This is a genomic window from Streptomyces flavidovirens DSM 40150, assembly GCF_000429085.1.
GTDB classification, from domain to species: domain Bacteria; phylum Actinomycetota; class Actinomycetes; order Streptomycetales; family Streptomycetaceae; genus Streptomyces; species Streptomyces flavidovirens.
This window is the reverse complement of the sequence record NZ_AUBE01000041.1, coordinates 1-22,188: the sequence shown is the minus strand read 5'-3', so window position 1 is coordinate 22,188 and position 22,188 is coordinate 1. Positions and strand designations below refer to the sequence as shown.

At 69.1% G+C, this 22,188-nt stretch carries 22 protein-coding genes; 17 read left to right on the top strand and 5 right to left on the bottom strand.

Going from position 1 to position 22,188, the window contains the following annotated elements:
- Positions 1-107: 107 nt before the first annotated feature.
- From G412_RS0130230 to G412_RS0130195, 8 genes are all read left to right on the top strand, one after another.
- A complete protein-coding gene (locus tag G412_RS0130230; protein WP_028815299.1) occupies positions 108-752 on the top strand; it encodes an HAD family hydrolase in 645 nt (214 codons plus the stop codon).
- A 43-nt stretch (positions 753-795) separates the two neighbouring features.
- A complete protein-coding gene (locus tag G412_RS0130225) occupies positions 796-2,019 on the top strand; it encodes an MFS transporter (RefSeq protein ID WP_028815298.1) in 1,224 nt (407 codons plus the stop codon).
- The gene (locus G412_RS0130220) at positions 1,988-3,163 is read left to right on the top strand and encodes an acetoin utilization protein AcuC (RefSeq protein ID WP_028815297.1); all 1,176 of its coding nucleotides are present in this window, start codon (positions 1,988-1,990) and stop codon (positions 3,161-3,163) included. Before G412_RS0130225 ends, G412_RS0130220 begins: the two co-directional genes overlap by 32 nt.
- 475 nt (positions 3,164-3,638) lie before the next feature.
- Positions 3,639-4,454 carry a phosphatase gene (locus G412_RS0130215; protein WP_028815296.1) on the top strand — a complete coding sequence of 272 codons (816 nt, stop codon included), beginning with the start codon at positions 3,639-3,641 and terminating at the stop codon, positions 4,452-4,454.
- Positions 4,455-4,581: 127 nt separating this feature from the next.
- Positions 4,582-4,794 carry a helix-turn-helix domain-containing protein gene (locus G412_RS0130210; RefSeq protein WP_014046653.1) on the top strand — a complete coding sequence of 71 codons (213 nt, stop codon included), beginning with the start codon at positions 4,582-4,584 and terminating at the stop codon, positions 4,792-4,794.
- Between the two features lie 110 nt (positions 4,795-4,904).
- Entirely contained in the window at positions 4,905-5,003 is a 99-nt protein-coding gene (locus G412_RS38770) for a 30S ribosomal protein bS22 (protein WP_003948845.1), read from the top strand.
- Between the two features lie 185 nt (positions 5,004-5,188).
- Positions 5,189-6,232: an NAD-dependent epimerase/dehydratase family protein gene (locus G412_RS0130200; RefSeq protein WP_028815295.1), complete on the top strand. Its 1,044-nt coding sequence runs from the start codon at positions 5,189-5,191 to the stop codon at positions 6,230-6,232.
- 1 nt (position 6,233) lies between these two features.
- Positions 6,234-7,343 (top strand): lysophospholipid acyltransferase family protein, encoded by a 1,110-nt coding sequence (locus tag G412_RS0130195; protein ID WP_028815294.1) that lies wholly within the window; start codon positions 6,234-6,236, stop codon positions 7,341-7,343.
- A gap of 79 nt (positions 7,344-7,422) precedes the next feature.
- Here G412_RS0130195 and G412_RS0130190 read toward each other — a convergent pair whose 3' ends face one another.
- The 3 genes from G412_RS0130190 to G412_RS0130180 form a co-directional block, all read right to left on the bottom strand.
- Entirely contained in the window at positions 7,423-8,637 is a 1,215-nt protein-coding gene (locus G412_RS0130190; protein WP_028815293.1) for a DUF5667 domain-containing protein, read from the bottom strand.
- A 257-nt stretch (positions 8,638-8,894) separates the two neighbouring features.
- Positions 8,895-9,677 (bottom strand): ECF subfamily RNA polymerase sigma factor, BldN family, encoded by a 783-nt coding sequence (locus tag G412_RS0130185; RefSeq protein ID WP_028815292.1) that lies wholly within the window; start codon positions 9,675-9,677, stop codon positions 8,895-8,897.
- Between the two features lie 342 nt (positions 9,678-10,019).
- Positions 10,020-10,982, bottom strand: a complete 963-nt coding sequence (locus tag G412_RS0130180) for an HAD family hydrolase (protein WP_028815291.1) — start codon at positions 10,980-10,982, stop codon at positions 10,020-10,022.
- A gap of 139 nt (positions 10,983-11,121) precedes the next feature.
- Here G412_RS0130180 and G412_RS0130175 point away from each other — a divergent pair, with 139 nt between their 5' ends.
- The 9 genes from G412_RS0130175 to G412_RS0130135 all read left to right on the top strand — a co-directional run bounded on the left by G412_RS0130175 (position 11,122) and on the right by G412_RS0130135 (position 20,709).
- The gene (locus tag G412_RS0130175) at positions 11,122-11,403 is read left to right on the top strand and encodes a glutaredoxin family protein (RefSeq protein WP_028815290.1); all 282 of its coding nucleotides are present in this window, start codon (positions 11,122-11,124) and stop codon (positions 11,401-11,403) included.
- Between the two features lie 349 nt (positions 11,404-11,752).
- Positions 11,753-12,535, top strand: coding sequence for a redox-sensing transcriptional repressor Rex (locus G412_RS0130170; RefSeq protein ID WP_028815289.1), 783 nt, complete (start codon positions 11,753-11,755; stop codon positions 12,533-12,535).
- On the top strand, positions 12,532-14,163 hold the full coding sequence (locus G412_RS0130165) for a glutamyl-tRNA reductase (protein WP_028815288.1): 1,632 nt from the start codon (positions 12,532-12,534) through the stop codon (positions 14,161-14,163). The genes G412_RS0130170 and G412_RS0130165 overlap by 4 nt, the downstream gene beginning before the upstream one ends.
- Positions 14,160-15,119 carry a hydroxymethylbilane synthase gene (gene hemC / locus G412_RS0130160; RefSeq protein ID WP_028815287.1) on the top strand — a complete coding sequence of 320 codons (960 nt, stop codon included), beginning with the start codon at positions 14,160-14,162 and terminating at the stop codon, positions 15,117-15,119. The genes G412_RS0130165 and hemC overlap by 4 nt, the downstream gene beginning before the upstream one ends.
- A complete protein-coding gene (locus G412_RS0130155) occupies positions 15,116-16,783 on the top strand; it encodes a bifunctional uroporphyrinogen-III C-methyltransferase/uroporphyrinogen-III synthase (RefSeq protein ID WP_028815286.1) in 1,668 nt (555 codons plus the stop codon). Before hemC ends, G412_RS0130155 begins: the two co-directional genes overlap by 4 nt.
- A 200-nt stretch (positions 16,784-16,983) precedes the next feature.
- Positions 16,984-17,985, top strand: a complete 1,002-nt coding sequence (gene hemB / locus G412_RS0130150) for a porphobilinogen synthase (protein WP_028815285.1) — start codon at positions 16,984-16,986, stop codon at positions 17,983-17,985.
- A 1,298-nt stretch (positions 17,986-19,283) separates the two neighbouring features.
- On the top strand, positions 19,284-19,847 hold the full coding sequence (locus G412_RS0130145) for a dihydrofolate reductase family protein (protein WP_028815284.1): 564 nt from the start codon (positions 19,284-19,286) through the stop codon (positions 19,845-19,847).
- A 22-nt stretch (positions 19,848-19,869) separates the two neighbouring features.
- Positions 19,870-20,145, top strand: a complete 276-nt coding sequence (locus G412_RS0130140) for a DUF6193 family natural product biosynthesis protein (RefSeq protein ID WP_028815283.1) — start codon at positions 19,870-19,872, stop codon at positions 20,143-20,145.
- 33 nt (positions 20,146-20,178) lie between these two features.
- Positions 20,179-20,709, top strand: a complete 531-nt coding sequence (locus G412_RS0130135; protein ID WP_028815282.1) for a hypothetical protein — start codon at positions 20,179-20,181, stop codon at positions 20,707-20,709.
- A 66-nt stretch (positions 20,710-20,775) separates the two neighbouring features.
- On the opposite strand, the gene G412_RS0130130 is transcribed toward G412_RS0130135, so the two are convergent.
- A complete protein-coding gene (locus G412_RS0130130) occupies positions 20,776-21,336 on the bottom strand; it encodes a hypothetical protein (protein WP_028815281.1) in 561 nt (186 codons plus the stop codon).
- A gap of 138 nt (positions 21,337-21,474) precedes the next feature.
- Complete coding sequence (locus G412_RS0130125) at positions 21,475-21,837, bottom strand: DUF4180 domain-containing protein (protein ID WP_028815280.1); 363 nt, start codon at positions 21,835-21,837, stop codon at positions 21,475-21,477.
- Between the last annotated feature and the right edge of the window lie 351 nt (positions 21,838-22,188).

Sequence of the window (22,188 nt, the reverse complement as noted above, 5' to 3'; positions counted from 1 at the left end):
GCAGGGGGGACCCTGTGGGAGAGTAGGACGCCGCCGAACAAATTTTATGCCCCGGCCCCTGGACTTATGTCCAGGGGCCGGGGCTTTTTTGCGTTTAAGGTCAAGTCATGCGCTACGACCTCATCATCTTCGACAACGACGGCGTCCTCGTGGACAGTGAGCCGATCTCCAACACCGTCCTCGCCGGCTACCTGAGCGAACTGGGGCACCCCACCTCGTACGAGGACTCGCTACGGGACTTCATGGGTGGTGCCGTGCACCGCATCCACGATGTCGTGCTGGAACGGACCGGGCGGCGGCTGCCCGACGACTTCGACAAGACCCTGCACGCCCGGATCTTTGCCGCCTTCGAGCAGGAGCTGAAGCCCGTCGCCGGGGCGGAGGAGCTGCTGGGGAAGCTGGTGGCGGACGGGGTGTCGTACTGCCTCGCATCGTCCGGAAGCCATGAGCGGATTCGGGTCGGGCACCTGGTGACGGGGCTCGACGAGTGGTTCGAGGACAGCTGGATCTTCAGCTCGCAGGATGTCGGGCGGGGCAAGCCGGCGCCCGACCTCTTCCTTCACGCCGCGGAACGCATGGGCGTACCGGCGGAGCGGTGTGTCGTGGTGGAGGACAGTCAGCTCGGGGTAGAGGCGGCCAGGGCTGCCGGGATGGATGTGTACGGCTTCACGGCCATGACTCCGGCCGACCGGCTTTCGGGGGCGACCGGGCTCTTCTCGGAGTTGGGGGAGCTGCGGAGATTGCTTGCCTGATCGATCTACCGATCAGTAGGTGGCAGGCCTACGCTGTGCGGCCATGACAGACGTGCGCCTGCGGCGCGGCAGGGCTTCCTTGGGGTTGAGCTTCTTTGCGCAGGGTGTGGCTTTTGCGCTGCTCGTGACGCGGCTGCCCGCCATTCAGGACCGGTACGGGATATCCGACGGGCTGCTGCCGGTCTTCCTGGCCGGCGTGCCGATTCTGGCCGGTGTGGGCAGCGTCGGGACTGAGCGGCTGGTGAAGCGGGTCGGGGCCAGTGCCGTACTGCGGTGGTCGCAGCCGGTCGTGCTGCTGGCGCTTCTCGGGGTCGGGGCCGGCCGTGAGACGTGGCAAGTGGCGGTTGCGCTGGGGGTGTTCGGGGCGGCGGTCGGGGCGTTGGACGCGGCCATGAACATGCTGGGCGTGAGCCTTCAGCGGGCGTACGGGCGCAGCATCATGCTTGGGTTTCATGCGGCGTACAGCCTTGGGGGGATTGTCGGGGCGTCGCTCGCGTGGGTGGGGGCGCACTGGGATCTCGCGCTGGTCGTTTCGTATCTGCCTGTGGTGGCTGTGTTGTTGCCTGCGGTGTTTGTCGGCAGTCGGTGGTATGTGGGTGGGGTGGGTGGTGGAGGTGGAGGCGGTGGTGGGGGCGCTGGTGTTGGGGACGGTGCGGCTGCCTTGGGGGGTGGGTTCAAGCTGTTGCTGCCGCTGTGTCTGGTGATGACCTTTGCGTACATCGGGGACTCGACGGTCTCGAACTGGAGCGCCAAGTATCTGGAGGACGTCCTCGGTTCGTCGGAGCAGACGGCGACTCTTCCGTACAACGTCTACATGGTCACGACGCTCGTGGGGCGGGCCGTCGGGGATTTCGGTGTGCGGCGCTTCGGGGCGGTCGCCGTAGTGAGGGGCGGGGCACTGCTGGCTGCGGGCGGGTTCGCCGTGGTGGCGGGGGCGCCGGGGGTGGGGGCCGGGATGGCCGGGTTCACGATGCTCGGGTTCGGGCTGTGTGTGATCGTGCCGCAGACGTTCGCGGCGGCGGGGCGGTTGTTTTCTGGGGCGGCGAGTGATGCGGCTGTTGCGCGGCTCAATGTCTTCAACTATGTGGGTTTCTTGGTGGGGGCGCCGTTGGTGGGGGCGGTGGGGGATGGGTGGAGTTATCGGGGGGCGATGCTTGTGCCGATGGTTCTGGTGCTGGTGACGCTGGTGTACGCCCGTTCGTTCGGGTCCGGGACCGACCGATACGGTGGCGGGCATGAGCGGGCGCGCACTGTTGATGTGGGATGACGCGGTAACCGGCTACAACTTCGGGGCCAGTCATCCGATGGACCCGGTCAGGCTCGACCTGACCATGGGGCTCGTACGGGCGTACGGGCTGGACCGGGCGGTGGATGTGGTCGCCGCGCCGGCTGCGGGGGACTCGACGCTGCGGCTTGTGCACCGCGAGGACTATGTGGCGGCGGTTCGGGCGGCTTCGGCGGATCCTCGGGGCGCTGATCAGGCGTATGGGCTGGGAACTCTTGATGATCCCGCTTTTGCTGGGATGCATGAGGCCTCTGCGCTGATCGCCGGGCAGTCGGTCGGGGCGGCGGAGGCGGTTTGGCGGGGGGAGGCCGCGCACGCGGTGAACTTCGCGGGCGGGCTGCATCATGCGATGCCGGGGAGCGCGGCGGGGTTCTGCGTTTACAACGACCCGGCGCTGGCGATTGCGCGACTGCTGGAGTTGGGGGCGGAGCGGGTCGCTTATGTGGATGTGGACGTGCATCACGGGGACGGGGTGCAGGCGGCGTTCTGGGAGGACCCGCGGGTTCTGACGGTGTCGTTGCACGAGCATCCGCGGACGCTGTTTCCGGGGACCGGGTGGCCGGAGGAGACGGGTGCGAGCGGGGCGGCCGAGGGCTCGGCCGTGAACGTGGCGCTGCCGGCGGGGACGGGGGACGCGGGGTGGCTGCGGGCGTTCCATGCGGTCGTGCCGGAATTGTTGGCCGACTTTCGGCCTCAGGTGCTGGTGACGCAGCACGGGGCGGATACGCACTTCGAGGATCCGCTGGCGCATCTGGCTGTTTCGCTGGATGCGCAGCGGGCGGTGCAGACGGCGTGTCATGAGCTCGCGCACGAGTACGTAGAGGGTGGGGCGTGGGTTGCGCTGGGGGGTGGGGGATATGCGGTGGTGGATGTCGTACCGCGGTCCTGGACTCATCTGGTGGGGATCGCGGCGCATCGGCCGGTTGATCCGGAGTCGGTGATTCCGGCGTCTTGGCGGGACGAAGTGTATGCGCGTACGCGGCAGTTGGGGCCGGGGCGGATGACGGACGGGGTTGTGCCGGTGTGGGACGGGTGGGACGCGGGGTACGACCCTGCGGATCGGCTGGACCAGGCGGTGCTGGCGGCTCGGCGGGCGGCGTTTCCCTTGCGGGGGTTGTTGGCGTAGGGCGGGGTGCGGGTGCGGGTGCGGGTGCGGTGCGGGGTGCGGGCTCTGGGCCGCTGCGCGGGGCTTTCCCCTACCCGCCCCTTCCCGAAACTGGGGGCAAGCCCCCAGACCCCCGGACGCCCTGCGGGCGTGTCCTCAAACGCCGGACGGGCTTGAGTGGGTGGGTGCGAAGGGGGTGGGCAAGCCCCCCCGGCCCCCGACGCCCTCCGGGCCTGTCCTCAAGCGCCGGACGGCTTGAGGGTGGGGGGTGCGAGGGGGTAAGCCGCCCGGCCCCCGGACGCCTTGCGGGCCTGTCCTCAAGCGCCGGATGGGCTTGAGGTGGTGGGTGGGGGGCAAGCCCCCAGACCCGGATGCCCTGCGGGTGTGGTCTCTCCCAGGTGCCGCGTCGGGTGGGTTGAGGTGGGGGTTACGCCAAGTGTGGTGAGTGTCGGGGAATTTGGGGAAAGCGCGGTGGGGGTGCGGGAGCATCGGGAGGGTGTTGAGTACCGGCGCTTTGCGTGCGCATCTGTTGGCGACCCGGCTGGCCGGGACCGTGGCCACCTCTCGGGAGGCGAGCCTGCGGAGCTACCGGCTGTTCGCCGCGCGGGATCCGCGGGTGATGCTCGGGCTCGATCCCGAAGGGGCGTGGGGCGAGCACGAGGTGATGGCGCTGATGGCGGACAGGTGTGGAGTGTCCGGTGATCCTGGGTGGGTCAGCGGGGCTGATGTGATCGATCCCGAGCGGACGCTGGCCGGGCTGGAGGCGTTCGCGGGGCGGCTGGGGGAAGCCGCCGCGCGGGGGGTGCCGGTGCTGTTCGGGACCGGACATCCGCATCGGTTGCTCGGTTTCTACGCCGATCTCGCAGACGCCTTGTCGGCGGCGGGGTGTCTTGTCCTCACACCCGCGCAGGGGCGATGTGTCGACATAACGACCCGGTTCGGGGTACGCACGTACAACCTTGACTACGTACGAGGAGTAGCGCTGGTGCGCGAACCCGGCGTGCGTGGCCCCGTGAGTGATACCGGCGCACACAGCCATTCACCCCTCCCGGTTAGGGTCGCGCTGGCCGCCGCCGGGGAGGCGGGAGGGCCCTTGCCGGGGCTCGTCGTCGGGGACCACGGGTGGGTCTGCGGCGCAGGTCAGTTGGGGTTTGAGGCCATTGGACTCGCCGATACCGATGATCCCGCGCTGTTCGTCGGAGAGGCCGAAGGGCGGGTGTCCGTCGCCGTTCCGCTTGATGATGCTGTGCGGTCTGATTACTACCGGCCGCTTACTCGCTATGTACTCAATCGGGCGTGTCTGTCACGGTAGCGGACCGAGGGCTGCTCCTCTTCCCCACTCGCATCACCCGCCCCTACTCTGGGAGTGAGCGCACAACGACGAAGAGTCACCGGAGGGGAAGCCGGTGCGCGTCGGGTGCGGAAGGTACAGGTGGGTCATGGCTGCTGGCAGCGAGAGGCCTCTCAACGAGGTCAAGTTTCTGACCGTGGCGGAAGTCGCCTCGGTGATGCGAGTGTCGAAGATGACCGTGTACCGCTTGGTGCACAGCGGTCATCTGCCGGCGATCCGGGTGGGCAGGTCCTTCCGGGTTCCGGAGCAAGCAGTTCACGAGTACCTCCGCGAGTCCTTTGTGGGGGTGGAATCGGCCTGACGGCGGCCTCGGATTACGTCCCTCTCTCGGTGGCGGGTAGGCTAGGCCCTCGTAGGTCGTGTGGGCCCAGACGCCCCGCACCGAGTGAAGAGAAGTGAGCGAGGGTAGTCGTGGGCTCTGTTATCAAGAAGCGGCGTAAGCGGATGGCCAAGAAGAAGCACCGCAAGCTGCTCAAGCGCACCCGCGTTCAGCGTCGTAACAAGAAGTAAGCGGCCGCTGTACGTGTCTTCGCAGCCCTTCCACCGTCATGGTGGGAGGGCTGTGGTGCGTTGTGGCCCGTGCGTCTCATGTAGCCCATGTGTGTCTGCTGTCACTTCGGGTGCCGTGCGGTCATCACAGCGCAACGTCCAGCCGCTACGGTGGCGCTAGGGGAGACCGAGGGAAGGCGCTGATCTTGGGCAAGGTCGTGCTCGTCACAGGGGTGGCCCGGCAGCTGGGCGGCCGTTTCGTACGGCGCATCCAGCGAGATCCCGACGTGGACCGGGTGGTCGGCGTCGACGCGATCCCTCCTGCGCACCACCTGGGAGGCGCGGACTTCGTGCAGGCGGACATCCGCCAGCCCGCCATCGCCCGCGTGCTCGCCGAGCACGGCGTCGACACCGTCGTCCACATGGACGTCACCGGTACGCCGCTGGGCACCGGCGGCAGCCGTACGTCGGTGAAGGAGACCAACGTCATCGGCACCATGCAGTTGCTCGGTGCCTGTCAGAAGTCGCCGACCGTGCAGCGGCTCGTCGTGAAGTCCAGTACGAGCGTGTACGGGTCGGCGCCGCGCGATCCCGCTGTCTTCACCGAGACCACGTCGCCGAAGTCGTTGCCCAGCGGAGGCTTCGCGAAGGACGCGGTCGAGGTCGAGGGGTATGTACGGGGCTTCGCGCGCCGGCGGCCCGATGTGGCCGTGTGCGTGCTCCGTTTCGCCAACATTCTCGGGCCCTGTGCGGACTCTCCGCTGGCTGATTACTTCTCGCTGCCGGTACTGCCGACCGTGTTCGGGTACGACCCGCGGCTGCAGTTCGTCCATGAGGACGACGTCATTGATGTGCTGCGCATCGCCTCGCACGACCCGCGGCGCTCCACGATGAACAGCGGCACCTTCAATATCGCCGGCGACGGGGTGCTGACGCTCTCTCAGTGCTCGCGGCGGCTCGGGCGGCCGACTGTGCCGGTGCTGCTGCCCGCCGTCACCTGGGTCGGGTCCGCGCTGCGGACCGTAGGAGTGACCGACTTCTCGCCCGAACAGATCCGGCTGCTGACGCACGGACGGGTCGTCAGAACCACCCAGATGCGCGAGACACTGGGTTTTGAGCCCAAGTACACGACCGCGGAAACCTTCTCCGACTTCGTACGCAGCCGGGGCGCCGGGCTGCTGCCGCCCGAGGCGATTGGCCGTACCGTCGACCGGCTCTCCACTCTCGTCGTCAGCAAGGAGCGCATCTGACATGGCCGATGCCAAGGTCATCCCCTTCGGTGACGATCCGCGGACCAGGCGGGTCCGGCCCAAGTCCAAGGACGCCGGCGCGGGTGGTGCCGGTGCCGGAGCCGGCGCTGCCGGCAAGGAGGCCAAGGCGAAGCGGCCTCCCGGACGCAAGGGAGGGCCGCTCGCGCCCGTACCGGAGCAGCCCGCCGCGCCGGACGACGCGGGGGCCGAGGCGGTCGCCAAGGCCGCACTGGTGGCGCCCGAGGAGCCGGCCGCGGATCCGGGTGGCGGGGGTGGCTGGGACCGGCGGATCGCGGGTGGGCTCGCGTTCTTGCGGCGGCGGCTCACCGGGGACTACGAGGTCGACGAGTTCGGGTACGACGAGGAGCTCACCGACAAGGTCCTGATGTCGATGATCAGGCCCTTGTACGAGAAGTATTTCCGGGTCGAGGTCAAGGGCATCGAGAACATCCCGGCGGAGGGCGGGGCGCTCATCGTCGCCAACCACTCGGGGACGCTGCCGCTGGACGGGCTGATGCTCCAGGCCGCGGTGCACGACAAGCACCCGGACGGGCGGCACGTGCGGCTGCTCGCGGCGGACTTGGTTTTCATGCTGCCGGTCGTGAACGAGCTGGCGCGCAAGGCCGGGCACACGCTGGCCTGCGCGGAGGACGCGGAGGAGCTGCTGCGGCGGGGTGAGGTCGTCGGTGTGATGCCGGAGGGCTTCAAGGGAATCGGGAAGCCGTTCAGCGAGCGGTACAAGCTGCAGCGGTTCGGGCGGGGCGGGTTCGTCTCCACCGCGCTGCGGGCGGGGGCGCCGATTGTGCCCTGCTCGATCGTGGGGGCTGAGGAGATCTACCCGATGCTCGGGAACGCGCGGACGCTGGCGCGCGTGCTGGGGATTCCGTACTTCCCTCTCACGCCGACGTTCCCGTGGCTGGGGCCGCTGGGGGCTGTGCCGCTGCCCACGAAGTGGACGATTCAGTTCGGGGAGCCGATTCCTACGGATGGTTATCCGGCGGAGGCGGCGGAGGACCCGATGCTGATGTTCAACCTGACGGATCAGGTGCGGGAGCAGATTCAGCACACGCTGTACAAGCTGCTGGTGCAGCGGCGGTCTGTCTTCTTCTGACCTGTCTTCTTCTGAGCGTAAAGGTGTGGGCCCGGTCTCCGGAGAGAGCGGGCCCACGGGTGTAGCGGGGTGCCTGGTGTTACGGCGCGTTCTCCTCCTCGATGCCCAGGCCCGGCAGGATTCCGGGGAGCAGCGGGGGGACCGTGACGTCCGGGACCGGCGGTTTGTTGCGGCCCTTGTCCTTGGAGGACGGTGACGACGGGGTCGTCGTGTCGGCCGACGGGGGATCCAGGAGGTCGCCGGGGGCGCCGCCGATGAGGCCGTCGTCCTCGGCGCTGCTCCGGGGAGCCGACGGGTGGGGCTTGCTGTCGCCGCCCGTTCGGCCGCCGGAGGATGTGGTGCTGGAAGGAGCATCGGGGCGGTCGGTGCCCGGTGTGCCCGTACGGTCTCGGGTGGAGCCGCCGGGGCGGCCGGAATTCTCGGGTGACTTCGGGGCGCGCGGAAGGAGTGACTGGAGCGGGGCCACCTCTTCGTCTATGGCGTCGAAGACCGAGCTCACCTGGTCACCCACATCGGCCAGCTGTACGGGCAGCTTCTCGCGCAGGCTGCTCCATGCTTCGCGGTGCGACTTGGCGAACGACGACAGGGCCTGCATGGAGCCGATCGAGCCGTCACGCTCGTAGGCCCTGCTGAGAAGGCGGTGACCCTCGGCGGCGTCGTGCGTCATCCCGCTCAGCGTGCGCCTGACCTCGCCGAGCTGTTCGTGGTCCAGCTCGGCGACCCGGCCGCGCTCCATGAGGCGGCGAGCCTCCATGAGGCGGGTCGCCGCCTTGTCGAGATAGATCTCGCCACGGTCGGCGTCGTCGTCGGCCATGCCGAGCTTGACGTCTTCCATGCCTCGCTTCAGCCCGTACAGCGAATCACCCGGCAGGGCGTCGGAACTCGCAGCGGCCACTCCGCTGAAGGCTCCGGCGGCCACACCGACGGTGAGCCCGCCCGCGGCAATGCCCTTCGACCAGCGGGAGCGCGGGCGCAGCTTCCGGAGCGGGGAAGCCCGGTGGGTTCCCCGTCCGGTCCGCTGCTCGGGCACCGTAGGGCCCGTCGGTGCGCCGCTCTCGGCGACCATCGCTTCCATGGCGGCGATGAGCTGTGCCCGCTGGACGACTTTGACCTCGGGGTCCAACTCCGGTGACGGCAGCTCGCCGAGACCGTTCGCCAGGGCCAGAAGCCGTGCGGCTTCTGGGCCTTCGGCCATTTCTTCGGGCTGATCTGCCGCCGTGCCCTGGGGCGTCTGTGCCTCCAGCGCCTGGGCGAAGGCGTTCGCCCGCCGGTGCGCCGATACGTTCGCGATCACTGGCGGCACCTCCTCTCGTCATGACGATCGACTCCCCTGGGGGTCCGGAAGGTTGCACGCCATGAGCACATCCACACGATCGAGTGAGTGGCTGCGGGCATGGCGTGACCGCAGGGAGCCTGCATCCCGCACAACGAGCGTCGCGGCACTTGGGTTACGCGCGAAGGATGATCCGACCACAACGTCATGGAGGGTCATGGAGACATTACCGACCGTGAGTGTCGGTCGGCCGATCGGCGGGCGTACGCGGGCGCGTGTCAGCGGGCGTCGTCGGGCAGGAGCCGGGCCAGGGTACGGACGGCCCGGTACTGGAGGGTCTTGATCGCGCCCTCGTTCTTGCCCATGACGCGAGCCGTCTCGGCGACCGAGAGGCCCTGCAGGAAGCGCAGGGTCACGCACTCCTGCTGCTGCGGGTTGAGCTTGCGGACCGCTTCCAGGAGGGCCGCGTTCGAGAGGGATTCGAGGACGGAGTCCTCCGGGCTGCGCTCGACCTCGTTGGCGTCGAGCATTTCGCCGGTGGTCACTTCGAGACGGAACCGGCTCGATTTGAAGTGGTCGGCGACCAGGTTGCGGGCGATGGTGACCAGCCAGGCGCCGAAGTCGCGGCCCTGCCAGGTGAAGGTGGAGATGCGGCGCAGGGCGCGCAGGAACGTCTCGCTCGTCAGGTCTTCCGCGGTCGCCTTTCCGCCGACGCGATAATAGATGTAGCGGTAGACCGTGTCGCTGTACTGGTCGTAGAGGCGGCCGAACGCATCGGCCTCGCCGGCCTGAGCGCGTTCGACGAGGTCCATCATGCGTGCGCTGTCGCTGTCGGCGCTGGGCCGACGGGTGGTGGACGTGCCGGTGCCCGAGCCGGCGCCGCGGCTGCGTCTGCCGACCGCCGCACCGCCGTCGGCCAGGGCATAGCAGGGGCCGACAAGTGCAGGGGTGGCAAGGGCGGGGACGGCGTACGCGGTGGGGACGAAGCCGCGCAAGCGGTCCACGACCGTTGCGCGCAGCGTAGCCAGGCCCGAGGCGTCAACCCCGACGTGTGGGTACACGGGACTCCCAGAGGCAGAGCTTCCAACACGTTCAGTGCTAGACCGGTCACTCGTCGTGCTGACGGGTGGGGTCCGGTATGCGTCTGAGGAGAATAACGCTTCGTACAGGCAGCGCTACACCCAGTTGCTAAAATCATCGATTCCGTCGCTTCTGTTGCGTCTACGCGGCGGTTCGAGGAGTACTTCGTGATCAGTTGTTGACCGGATCACTTCGTAATCTGTGTGATTGCTGGGTGCGTTGTGCCCGAGTGGGAGTAACAGGACTGGCGGGAGCCGGGGCAGGGTAGGGACCCGGATTGCGTGTCGCCCGCCGGGCCTGTCGTGCGGCGCGGGGCGCCGCCGTCAGCGGCGGCGGCGGTGCAGGGCCATGGCGGCGGCGGTGCCGCCGGCGATGGCGCCGACGCCGGCGGCGGCCGGGATGCCGACCTTGGCGGCCTTGCGGCCGGTCCGGTAGTCGCGCAGCCGCCACTCGCGTTCGCGGGCGTACCTGCGCAGTTTCGCGTCGGGATTGATCGCATACGGATGCCCGACGAGCGACAGCATCGGGATGTCGTTGTGGGAGTCGCTGTACGCCGCGCAGCGGTCCAGGTCGAGGCCCTCGGCGGCGGCCAGGGCGCGGACCGCCTCGGCCTTCGCGGGGCCGTGCAGGGGCTCACCGACGAGCTTGCCCGTATAAACGCCGTCGACGGACTCGGCGACCGTGCCCAGCGCGCCGGTCAGGCCGAGGCGGCGGGCGATGATCGTGGCCGTCTCGACGGGGGCGGCGGTGACCAGCCAGACCTTCTGGCCCGCGTCCAGGTGGGCCTGGGCGAGGGCGCGGGTGCCGGGCCAGATGCGCTCGGCCATGTACTCGTCGTAGATCTCCTCGCCGATCGACATCAGCTCGGAGACACGGTGGCCCTTCACGATGGACAGCGCGCTCTCGCGGGCGTCCTGCATGTGCTCGGGGTCCTCGACCCCGGCGAGCCGGAACCAGGCCTGCTGCCAGGCGAAGCGGGCCAGCTCCTGGCGCTGGAAGAACTTCCGCTTGTAGAGGCCGCGGCCGAAGTGGAAGATCGCGGCGCCCTGCATGACGGTGTTGTCGAGATCGAAGAACGCGGCGGCCCGGTCGTCGCCGACGACGGGGAACACGGGCTCCCGCTGTGCGGGCTTGCCGGACGGCGCCGCGAGGAGCTCGTGGAGTTCTTCGAGCTCCTGCTGCTCCTGCGACGTCTTGCGTGCTGCCTCGGCTGCTGCCTCGCCCGCCAGCACGCTCCGGGCTGTCGCCGAGCGCCTGCGGGGGGTGAGCCATCCCAGTGCGGCCATGTCGTGAGCATAGCCAGTCTGTTCGGTACCGCAGGACCTGGCGGGATGCGGCGGCGTGAACTCTCCGGGACGCCGGTGTTAAGCGGGCGGGCCGGGCCTGACCGGTCAGGACGGGGCCGGTCAGGGCGAGAATGGCGTTATGAGTCCCTTGTTGCGACGCGCGAATGCCAAGAGGAAGCCCGACGAGCGATTGGTCACGTTGGTCGGGAAGCCGGGGTGCCATCTCTGTGACGACGCGAGGGATGTGGTCAGTGAGGTCTGCGGGGCGCTCGGAGTGCCCTGGGAGGAGAAGGACATCACGCAGGACGAGGAGCTGAACCGGGCGTACTGGGAGCAGATCCCGGTCGTCCTGGTCGACGGTGAGCAGCACACCTTCTGGCGCGTGGACGCGGGGAGGCTGCGCAAGGCGCTGGAGGGCTGAGCGCCCGAGGGCTGAGCGCCCGAAGGCCGAGCGCCCGAAAGCTGAGCGCCTGAGCGGCCGGATGGCTGATGAGCCGGCTGAAAGGCGGCTAGCATCATGGGCGATTTGAGCGGTCTCGGGGGCGTAGTCGTGAGGAGTGTGTACGGTTTTGCCCCCTTCGGATCTTCAACGAGCCCGGACGGTCCGTGGTTCCGGAATCGGCCGGGCGATGCGCGTGACCCCGGTCACTTTGGGCGGACAAAACGGACACCATCTTTGTGCACGCGTTCACAAAGGCATAGCCTGCATGCGACGGGGCGGTCCTGGTACATACGGCCGCCTGCAGCCCCGCTCATCCCGCAGGAGCACCGTGGCAACTGGCCGAACTCACCGACCGGCGACCCGTAGCCGAGGCATTCCCGAGGCCACCGTCGCCCGCCTTCCGCTGTATCTGCGCGCCCTGACAGCGCTCTCCGAGCGTTCGGTCCCCACGGTCTCCTCCGAGGAGCTCGCCGCCGCGGCCGGGGTGAACTCCGCGAAGCTGCGCAAGGACTTCTCGTACCTCGGGTCCTATGGGACGCGTGGGGTCGGATACGACGTCGAGTACCTCGTCTACCAGATCTCCCGCGAGCTGGGCCTCACCCAGGACTGGCCGGTCGTCATCGTCGGCATCGGTAACCTCGGCGCCGCCCTCGCCAACTACGGCGGGTTCGCCTCCCGCGGCTTTCGCGTCGCCGCGCTCATAGACGCCGACCCCGCCATGGCGGGCAAGCCGGTCGCCGGGATTCCCGTACAGCACACCGACGATCTCGAGAAGATCATCAGTGACAACGGCGTCCACATCGGCGTGATCGCCACGCCGGCGGGCGCCGCCCAGCAGGTCAGCGAGCGCCTCATCGCCGCCGGTGTGACCTCGATCCTCAACTTCGCGCCGACCGTGCTGTCGGTGCCGGACGGGGTCGACGTACGCAAGGTCGACCTCTCCATCGAGCTCCAGATCCTCGCCTTCCACGAGCAGCGCAAGGCCGGCGAGGAAGCCGCCGCCGTGGCCGCCGCGACGGGCGACGTCGTGGCGCCGCCCCCGCTGCGCGGCAGCGCGGCCGCGAGCCGGAAGGGACCCGACGGGGACGTACCCGCCGTGATGCCGGCATGAGCCTTCTGGTAGTCGGGCTGAGTCACCGCAGCGCTCCGGTCAGCGTCCTGGAGCGGGCGTCGCTGACCGCCGAAGCGCAGGGCAAGCTGCTCCAGGACACGCTGGCCTCGGAGCCGGCGGTCGAGGCCGCCGTGCTCGCGACGTGCAACCGCATCGAGCTGTACGCCGACGTGGACAAGTTCCACGCCGGTGTCGCCGAGCTGTCCACGCTGCTCGCCCAGCACAGCGGCGTGGGGCTCGAAGAGCTCACTCCTTATCTGTACGTGCACTACGAGGACCGGGCCGTCCACCACCTGCTGTCGGTGGCGTGCGGGCTCGATTCGATGGTCGTCGGCGAGGGGCAGATCCTCGGCCAGATCAAGGACGCGCTCGCGCGGGGGCAGGAGCTCCACACCGCGGGCCGGCTCCTCAACGACCTCTTCCAGCAGGCGCTGCGCGTCGGCAAGCGGGCGCACTCCGAGACCGGCATCGACCGGGCCGGGCAGTCGCTCGTCACCTTCGGCCTCGAACAGCTTGCCGCGGGCAGCGGCATGCCGGTCGGCGAGTGGGCGGCGGGGAAGCGGGCGCTGGTGATCGGCGCGGGCTCGATGTCCTCGCTGGCCGCCGCGACGCTCGTACGCACCGGAGTGGCCGAAGTCGTCGTCGCTAACCGGACGCAGGCGCGGGCGGAGCGGCTGGCGGAGATCCTGGGCGAGTCGGGCGGCGTGGCGCGAGCCGTGCCGATGGCCGATGTGGCGCGGGAACTGACGCGAGTCGACGTGGTCGTGTCCTGCACGGGCGCTACGGGTCTTGTGCTGACGGCGGAGAACGTCGCGAGCGCGCTCGGGGTGACGGTGGACCATGCCACGGCGACGGCCGCTGCCGCTGCTTCTGCGGTGGGCCGTGGTGCGGCGGGCGGGCCTGAGGGCTGCCCTGTGCCGGCTGACGCTGCGGGTGCGGGTGTGGCTGGTGCTGGTGGCGGGACTGCTGGTGCTGGTGCGGGTGCCGTGCCTGCCGCGCGGCAGGGCGCCGACGCCGGTTCCATGGAGCAGCACGGAGCCTGGGCCGACAACGGCACCGCCGCTGCTCAGGTGCGCAAGCGTGAGCACGCCGGTGTGCGCACCGGCGCGCCGGTACGGCTCGCGCTGCTCGACCTCGCCATGCCCCGCGACATCGACGCCGGAGTACACCGGCTCGACGGCGTACGGCTGGTGGACATCGAGTCGCTGGCCGAGGCTTCGGCCGACGCGCCCATGGCCGCCGATGTGGACCAGGTGCGGACCATCGTGTCCGACGAGGTCGCGGCCTTCGGCGCCGCCCAGCGCGCCGCGCAGATCACGCCCACCGTCGTCGCCCTGCGCAGCATGGCGGCCGATGTGGTGAGCAACGAGGTCGCCCGGCTCGAAGGGCGGCTTCCCGGACTGGACGACAAGCAGCGCGCGGAGATCACGCAGACCGTGCGCCGTGTCGTCGACAAGCTCCTGCACGCGCCCACCGTGCGGGTCAAGCAGCTCGCCAGCGAGCCCGGCGGCGCCGGGTACGCGGACGCGCTGCGCGAACTCTTCGACCTCGACCCGCAGACGGTCGCCGCCGTCAGCAGGGCCGACCTGAACGACACCCCTGACGGTGGGAATAGAGGGCGGGCATGACTACTGATGCCTTGAAGCTGGGGACCAGGCGCAGCAAGCTCGCCATGGCCCAGTCCGGACACGTCGCCGAGGCGGTGCGCCGGATCACGGGGCGACCCGTCGAGCTGGTGGAGATCACCACGTACGGAGACGTCTCGCGCGAGGCGCTCGCGCAGATCGGCGGTACGGGCGTCTTCGTGACCGCCCTGCGCGACGCGCTGCTGAGCGGTGAGGTGGACTTCGCGGTCCACTCCCTGAAAGACCTGCCGACCGCCCAGCCGGACGATCTGACGCTGGCCGCCGTGCCGGAGCGTGAGGACCCGCGTGACGTGCTGGTCGCGAGGGATGGGCTGACTTTGGCCCAGCTGCCCGCCGGGTCCCGCGTGGGGACTGGGTCCCCGCGCCGCATGGCGCAGCTCAACGCGTACGCGCGGGCGCATGGTCTTGATATTGAGACCGTGCCGATCCGCGGGAACATCGACACTCGTGTCGGATATGTACGGAGCGGGGAACTGGATGCGGTGGTTCTGGCCGCCGCCGGCCTCAACCGCATCGGCAGGATCGATGAAGTGACCGAGTTCCTCTCGGTCGATGTCGTCCTGCCCGCCCCCGGCCAGGGGGCCCTGGCAATCGAGTGCGCCGCCACGCGCGTCGAACTCGCTGCCGCGCTCGCCGAGCTCGACGACCCGCACACGCGGGTCGCCGTGACCGCCGAGCGATCCCTGCTCGCCGCCCTGGAGGCCGGTTGCAGCGCACCTGTGGGTGCACTGGCCGACCTGCTGGCCGACGGACAGGTTGTCAACCAAATGCGCCTGCGCGGTGTCGTCGGTACCTCCGACGGTGCCGAGCTGGTGCAGCTGTCCACTACCGGTCCCGTACCCACGTCGCACAACGACGCGATCACTCTCGGACGCGAACTCGCGGACGAGATGCTCGCGAAGGGTGCGGCCGGTCTTATGGGGGAGCGAGCACAATGAGCCCCACCACCACCTCTACGCCAGTACCTTCGGCGTTCCCCGTATCCGGGCACGTCACATTCCTCGGCGCCGGACCCGGTGACCCCGGCCTGCTGACGCTGCGCGCCGTCGAGGCGCTCGCTAGCGCGGACGTGCTGATCGCCGAGCCACATGTGCTCGATGTCGTACGTACTCATGTCAAGGCGGGTGTGAGCACGCCACAGCTGACGGTGGTTGACGATGCGTCAACTGCCGCCGGTATCCCCGCGATCAGGGATGCGGTCAATCTTGTCATGGAGGCCGCACGGGGCGGCAGGCGGGTCGTCCGTGCGATCTCCGGCGACCCCGGCCTCGACGGCAACGCGGGCGAGGAAATGCTCGCCTGCGCCGCCGAGGGCATTCCCTTCGAGGTCGTTCCCGGCGTCGCGTCGGCGGTGGGCGTGCCGGCGTACGCCGGTGTGCCGCTGCGCGACGGGCGGGGCGCCGACGTGCGCTTCGTCGACGCCCGGACGGCTGATGACAGATGCTGGTCCGAGGTCGGGTCCAGCGACGCCACGGCTGTTGTCTCCACGACGCTGGATTCCGTCGCGGCGGCAGCCGGTGAGCTCGTCTCGGCCGGGCGCAAGCCCGATACGCCGATGAGTGTCACGGTGGCTGGTACGACGACGCGGCAGCGGACCTGGAACGTGACGCTCGGTACGGTCGCCCAGGTCCTGAAGCAGGCGAAGGTGCTGCCTTCGCCCGAGGGCCACCAGCCCGTCATAGCCGTGGTCGGCGAGCGCAGCGCCGCTGCTCAGCGCGAGCAGTTGTCGTGGTTCGAGTCGAAGCCGCTGTTCGGGTGGCGGGTGCTGGTTCCGCGTACCAAGGAGCAGGCGGCGTCGCTCTCCGACCAGCTTCGTTCCTACGGAGCCGTGCCGCACGAGGTGCCGACGATCGCTGTCGAGCCGCCGCGTACCCCGCAGCAGATGGAGCGGGCGGTCAAGGGGCTCGTTACGGGGCGGTACGAGTGGATCGCTTTCACGTCGGTCAATGCGGTGAAGGCTGTTCGGGAAAAATTCGAGGAGTACGGGCTCGATGCGCGTGCTTTCGCGGGGATCAAGGTCGCCGCGGTGGGGGAGCAGACGGCTGCGGCGCTGGTTGAGTTCGGTGTGAAGCCGGACCTCGTGCCGAGTGGGGAGCAGTCGGCGGCGGGGTTGCTGGAGGACTGGCCGCCGTACGATCCGGTCTTCGATCCGATTGACCGTGTCTTCCTGCCGCGGGCGGATATCGCGACGGAGACGCTGGTCGCCGGGCTGATCGAGCTCGGGTGGGAGGTCGACGACGTCACGGCGTACCGGACGGTGCGGGCGTCGCCGCCGCCGGCGGACACGCGTGAGGCGATCAAGGGCGGTGGGTTCGACGCCGTTCTGTTCACGTCGAGCAGCACGGTGCGGAATCTGGTCGGCATTGCCGGCAAGCCGCATAACGTGACCGTGATCGCGTGTATCGGTCCTGCTACCGCCAAGACGGCGGAGGAGCACGGGCTGCGGGTCGACGTTCTGTCGCCGGAGCCGTCGGTGCACAAGCTGGCCGAGGCGCTCGCGGCGTTCGGAACGCAGCGGCGCGAGGCGGCGATCGAGGCCGGCGAGCATGTGACGCGGCCGAGCGAGCGGCGGCCGGGGTCACGGCGGCGGCGGACTACGTAGTAGGTGTGCGGGGTGAGGGCCGGGACCTGGGGCGAAGCTCAGGGACTCGGCCCTCATTTGTTGAGGGGGCTCATGTGTGGAGTGGGCTCGGGGGCTCGGTGGTGGGGGTGGGCTCGGTGGTGGGCTCGGTGGTGACGGCGGGGATGGTGCCGACGGGGTGACGGTAAAAGGGGTCGTTGCGGCGGCGTAGCGTGTTTGGCATGACTGTGTATGGATCCTTTCCCGGGGCTCGGCCCCGTCGGCTGCGTACCACCCCTGCCATGCGGCGCATGGTCGCCGAGAATCGGCTGCACCCCGCCGATCTGATCCTTCCGGCGTTCGTACGGGAAGGCATCAGCGAGCCCGTGGCCATCTCGGCCATGCCGGGCGTTCAGCAGCACACGCTGGAGACGCTGCGCAAGGCGGCCGTCGAGGCCGTGGAGGCGGGTGTCGCGGGGATCATGCTGTTCGGCGTACCGGCTGATGAGAAGAAGGACGCCGCTGGGACGGCTGGGACCGACCCGGACGGGATCCTGCAGGTCGCGCTGCGGGAGGTGCGCGGTGAGGTGGGGGATGATCTCGTGATCATGTCCGACCTGTGTCTGGACGAGTACACCGATCACGGACACTGCGGCGTCCTGGACGCGGACGGGCGTGTCGACAACGATGCGACGCTGGAGCGGTACGCCGAGATGGCGCAGGTCCAGGCGGACGCGGGCGCGCATGTGGTGGGCACCAGCGGAATGATGGACGGCCAGGTCGGGGTCGTTCGCGATGCGCTGGACACCATCGGCAAGGAGGACGTGTCGATTCTGGCGTACGCGGTGAAGTACTCGTCCGCCTTTTACGGTCCGTTCCGTGAGGCGGTGGGGTCTGCGCTGCGGGGTGACCGCAAGACGTACCAGCAGGATCCGGCGAATCTGAAGGAGTCCATGCGCGAGCTGGCGCTGGATCTGGAGGAGGGCGCCGACATGGTGATGGTGAAGCCGGCCGGGCCTTACCTGGATGTGCTGGCGAAGGTCGCGGAAGCTGTGGACGTACCGGTCGCGGCGTACCAGATCAGTGGCGAGTACGCGATGATCGAGGCGGCGGCGGAGCGGGGCTGGATCGACCGGGACAAGGCGATCATGGAGTCGCTGGTGGGGATCAAGCGCGCCGGCGCGAACATGATCCTGACGTACTGGGCCACCGAGGTCGCGCGTTGGGTTGGGCGGGAGCGGTAGGCGGGAGCGGTAGGCGGGAGCGGTAGGCGGGGGCGGGGCGGGTCGAGGGTGGGGTTGGGGCCGGGGCGGGGTTTGGCGCGGGCCGGGGGTGGGCGTACCACTCGTTGCTTCGGGGGGTTGGTTTCCGGGCCGTCCCGAGCGCTCCAGGGTCGGTGGGCCGGGGCGGCGCGTCAAGGGCGCTCCTGCGTCGCGTCGCCTGCGGCGATTCCGCTGCGCTCCACCCTTGACCCGCCACCCCGGCCCACCGCTGACGCTTTCCACGGGACGGCCCAAGAAAAAACGCCCTGCACGCGAGGTCCGGAGAGTGGTGGGGGTGGGTTCGGTGGCTGTCGGGTGAGTGGGTGGGGCGCACCCGCTCCAGGGGTGGTGCGGCCCCTGGCTCAGCGGGTGCGGGGACGGCCGCTGGTGCGACACCGCCATTCCGACGCACACACGCACCCAGGTGGGTGGTTGGCCGGTCGGTCGCGTCGACGTGCGGACCGTCGGGTGCGCGGGTAGGGCGCGGCAGTTGAATGGGGGGACCCGGGCGGGTGTGGCGTCCACCCCGGCCGGTGGTTGGTTGGGGCACAAGCACGTGGTCGGGCTTGGTGGGTGGTGGGTGGGCGGTGGGTGGTGGGTGGTCGGTGGTCGGTGGTGGCCGGTGGGTGGTGGGTCATCCGCTGGCGTCCGGGTGATGTGAACCTGCCGATGCCGATGCCGATGCCGATGGCCCGGGGCTGGGGGCCGAGGGCTGGGGGCCGGGGCCGGTGGCTTGGTGGTGGCTCGGCTGCGAGGCGGTTGGATGACATCGGCTGGGCGTGTTGCAACGAACTCGACTGAAGATGAAAAGCGGCGCCCCTTTCGCCCTGTTTTCGGGCCATGTGGCGGTCTTCGTTTGCGTCATGTGTTGGGTTAGTCGCACCGGCGGCCTCCCGATGTGGCTGCGGAGGATGACCGACTCGGCGGGGTGCGGTTCTGCTGTCACGCCAGCCCCACTGGTCTCGGCTGACACCCGGTGGGACGTCTCCTCCGGCTCGCTTGGGAGCGGCAGCGGTACGGCGCTTCTCGCGTCGACCGGCGGCGCCTGCACGGGGGCGGGGGGGCTTTTTCGCCGGGCAAGCAGCCCAGGAGGTGGGGCGGTTGGGCACTGCGTGCGGGGGTGTCTTGGTCACTGAGGCGGTCAGTAGCGGTGGAACGGGCTTCGTTTGTTGATCTTCGAGGTTAGATTCTTCCCCTGGACGGAGCGATGAGTTTTGGCGGGCCGCCAAGTCTTCACATCACGAAGTCGGCACAGCGGGAACCCCGAGAGGAAGCACGTCATGCGCAAGTTCAAGCTTCAGGTTCAGACCACCGTCGATGGCTACATGGCCGGTCCGAACGGCGAGATGGATTGGCTGACGTTCCCGTGGACGGACGACATCAACGCCTACATCGACGCGCTCACCGAGCCGGTCGACTGCATCGTGCTGGGTCGCAAGCTCGCCGAGGGGTTCATCCCGGCCTGGGCGGCCGGTCCCGAGGGCGAGGATCAGGCGTCCATCGACAAGATGAACAACACGCCCAAGGTCGTCATCTCCAACACCCTCACCGAGTCGCCCTGGGAGAACGCCGTCGTCGCCGGCGGCGATCTCGCCGAGACCGTGAACAAGCTCAAGGCGCAGCCGGGCGGAGACATGATCGCCTACGGAGGCGGCACGCTCGTGTCGAACCTGATCGCCGAGGGTCTGCTCGACGAGCTCCACCTGTTCGTCAACCCGATCGCGATCGGCGCCGGAATGCCTGTGTTCGCCAACACCGGCGCCTACCAGCAGCTTCGCCTCGTCACTGCTCGACCCTTCGACTGCGGCATCACCGCGCTGCTCTTCGAACCGAAGCGTTCCTGAACGGAAGTTCAGGACCTGCCCGATGAATACGAAGGATGCGGCAAAGGGCGTCGTCGAGGCTGAGTGGAAGCGGCTGCTCGGTTCAGACCGTGTGGACCGTAACCTGCTTCGCGCCGCATATGCCGAGCCTCGGCTGCGGCAGCTCTTCCCATGGGTTGGTATGTGGGAGCTGCGGGAGTACGTCGGTGAGGCCGACACGGCCGAGGCAGCGGTGGAGATGGTGGCTGACCGCCTGCCTTCGGACTGCGGCCAAGCGATCGTTGGCAACCGACATGACGTCCCCACTTCGAACGGTTGAAGGGTTGTCAGTGTCCGTTCATAGGATCACGGCATGCCTGATGCCTTCACTGTCTTGTGGACCCATGACACGTGCCGTGCCCTGCGCAAGGCGGGCCGCGTGGGCGAGCGGCCGCCGGTCGCCTTCAGTGGTGTTCATTCCTCTCTGCCCGCATGGACGGGTGCTCGTGCTGGGGACGAGGTGTACGCGCTGCACGTCAACCGGTGCGAGGTGTTCGTGGTGAGCCGGATGCGGGTGATCGACATGCAGCGGCGCGACTGCTGCGGCACGGCACCCGCAACATGGGAGCACCCTGCGTATCCCGGACACGGCGACTGGTCGATGCTCGGCGCCGGTGGCTGCGGCGCCGTGGCCGTGCACGTGGAGGCGACACCCGTACGCTTCGATGTGCCGATCTCCGGCGAACTGCTTGCGAGGCTTACCTGGCGTAATCGCCGAGGTCAGACGCGCGGTCTGAAGTACGTGGTGGATGGCCGTCTTGAGCGCTCGGTCAGTCTTCAGGGGTTCTACCGTCTGACCTCCGAGTCGGCTGACGAGTTGGCGGAAGTGCTGGCGAGGAACTGAATCACACCTGTACGCCATCCATCTCGTGAGCGCCGCCTGTGCGAGATGGTGCTCCGACTGGAGGGGTCAGTGCAGGCCGGACGTCGTGTCCACGCCGGGCCCCCCGCAGTGCGGGCAGCGCTCGCGGCCGTCCCACGCGGACCAGCCGAAGTCGGCCGGGGTGAGGGCGTGGCCCTCCAGCTCGTCGCGGACCGCCTCGCGGTAGGCCCATACGGCGTCCAGGTAAGGGTGGTAGATGTCGTGGAACGCGGGGGTCGAGATGCTGGCGCCTGCGGCGACCACCTTTCGGAGGTCGCGGAGGCGTTCGAACATGGTCTGTCCCGTGCCCGCGATCCGGGCGCTGGCATCGAGGAAGAGGCGCTCGCGCACTTCGTAAATGCGGGCGTCCATCAGCGCTACGCGGCTTGCTTCCTCCAGGTCGGTCGCCTCGGCACCGTTCTGCGCGAGGCGGCGCAGTTCGGTATGGGCCGCGCCCGCCGCCGCGATGAACTCCGCGTAGACGTCCCGGCGGCGCGCCTGAAGGCCACGGCGGTGTTCCTGGCGGGTGCGCAAGCGGTCCGCGAGCACCGTGCCCGCTATCGCGATCAGACCGCCGCCCAGTGTGGCGACCAGCGTTCCCCACTGCATACCGTGTCCCCCAGTCGGTGTTCCGGGCGCGCCCCCGCGCGTCGTCCCGTCCCGCAGATCATGCCCGAAGGAACGAGCCCCTGCGGGCGCGCGCCTTCTTCACCTGCGACGCAGTACTCAGGAACGTCAGGACAGTCGTTAGCCCTTCAGTCGCTCTCGCAGTTCCTCGACATCGCCGAGGAACCACGTCTGCCGTCCACGGTTGCATTCACGGACGAAGTCCCGCAGCGCCGAACTGGCCGCCGTGTGACGGGAGATGTCACCGAGGATGACGACCCCCACCCGGTAGTTGGCGAACTTCTGGATGATGTCCCCGGCGACGCGGGTGCGAAGCTGGAAGAAGGCCTCGTCGAACCGCTCGGCCGGGATGACGACCCACTGGGCCCCCTGATAGGTAGCGTCGCCTATGAGATCCAAGGCGTCGCTTTCCCCGCCGATGGCCGCACCTTCTGCGGCGCACATCAGGACGGGCACGTCGTGGATTGTCTGCAGGGTGACCATGGATCGCGAGGCTAGCCCCGGACGCGGACGTAGTCGACGTAATTACCTGGGCGGAGTCGCTCGGTTCCGTGCGCGTTGCGGTCTGAGGCCAGTTTGGTGCAACAAACCCCGCACTTGATGCAGTCCCAGCGGCTCTTCGGTCGCAGTAGTCACAGCCGTTACGGTTCCGGCCATCTCGGGTGCGTTTCGTTCCACGGGCGGCGGTGGCCCCACCACCCACCAAGCCCAGCAACGGGTTTGTGGCTCGGCCGATCACCGGCCGGGGTGGACGCCGTACCGGCCCGAGTCGCCCCATTCAACTGTCGCGCCCAACCCGCGCACTCATGAGTCCGCAGGTCGGCCCGGCCGAGC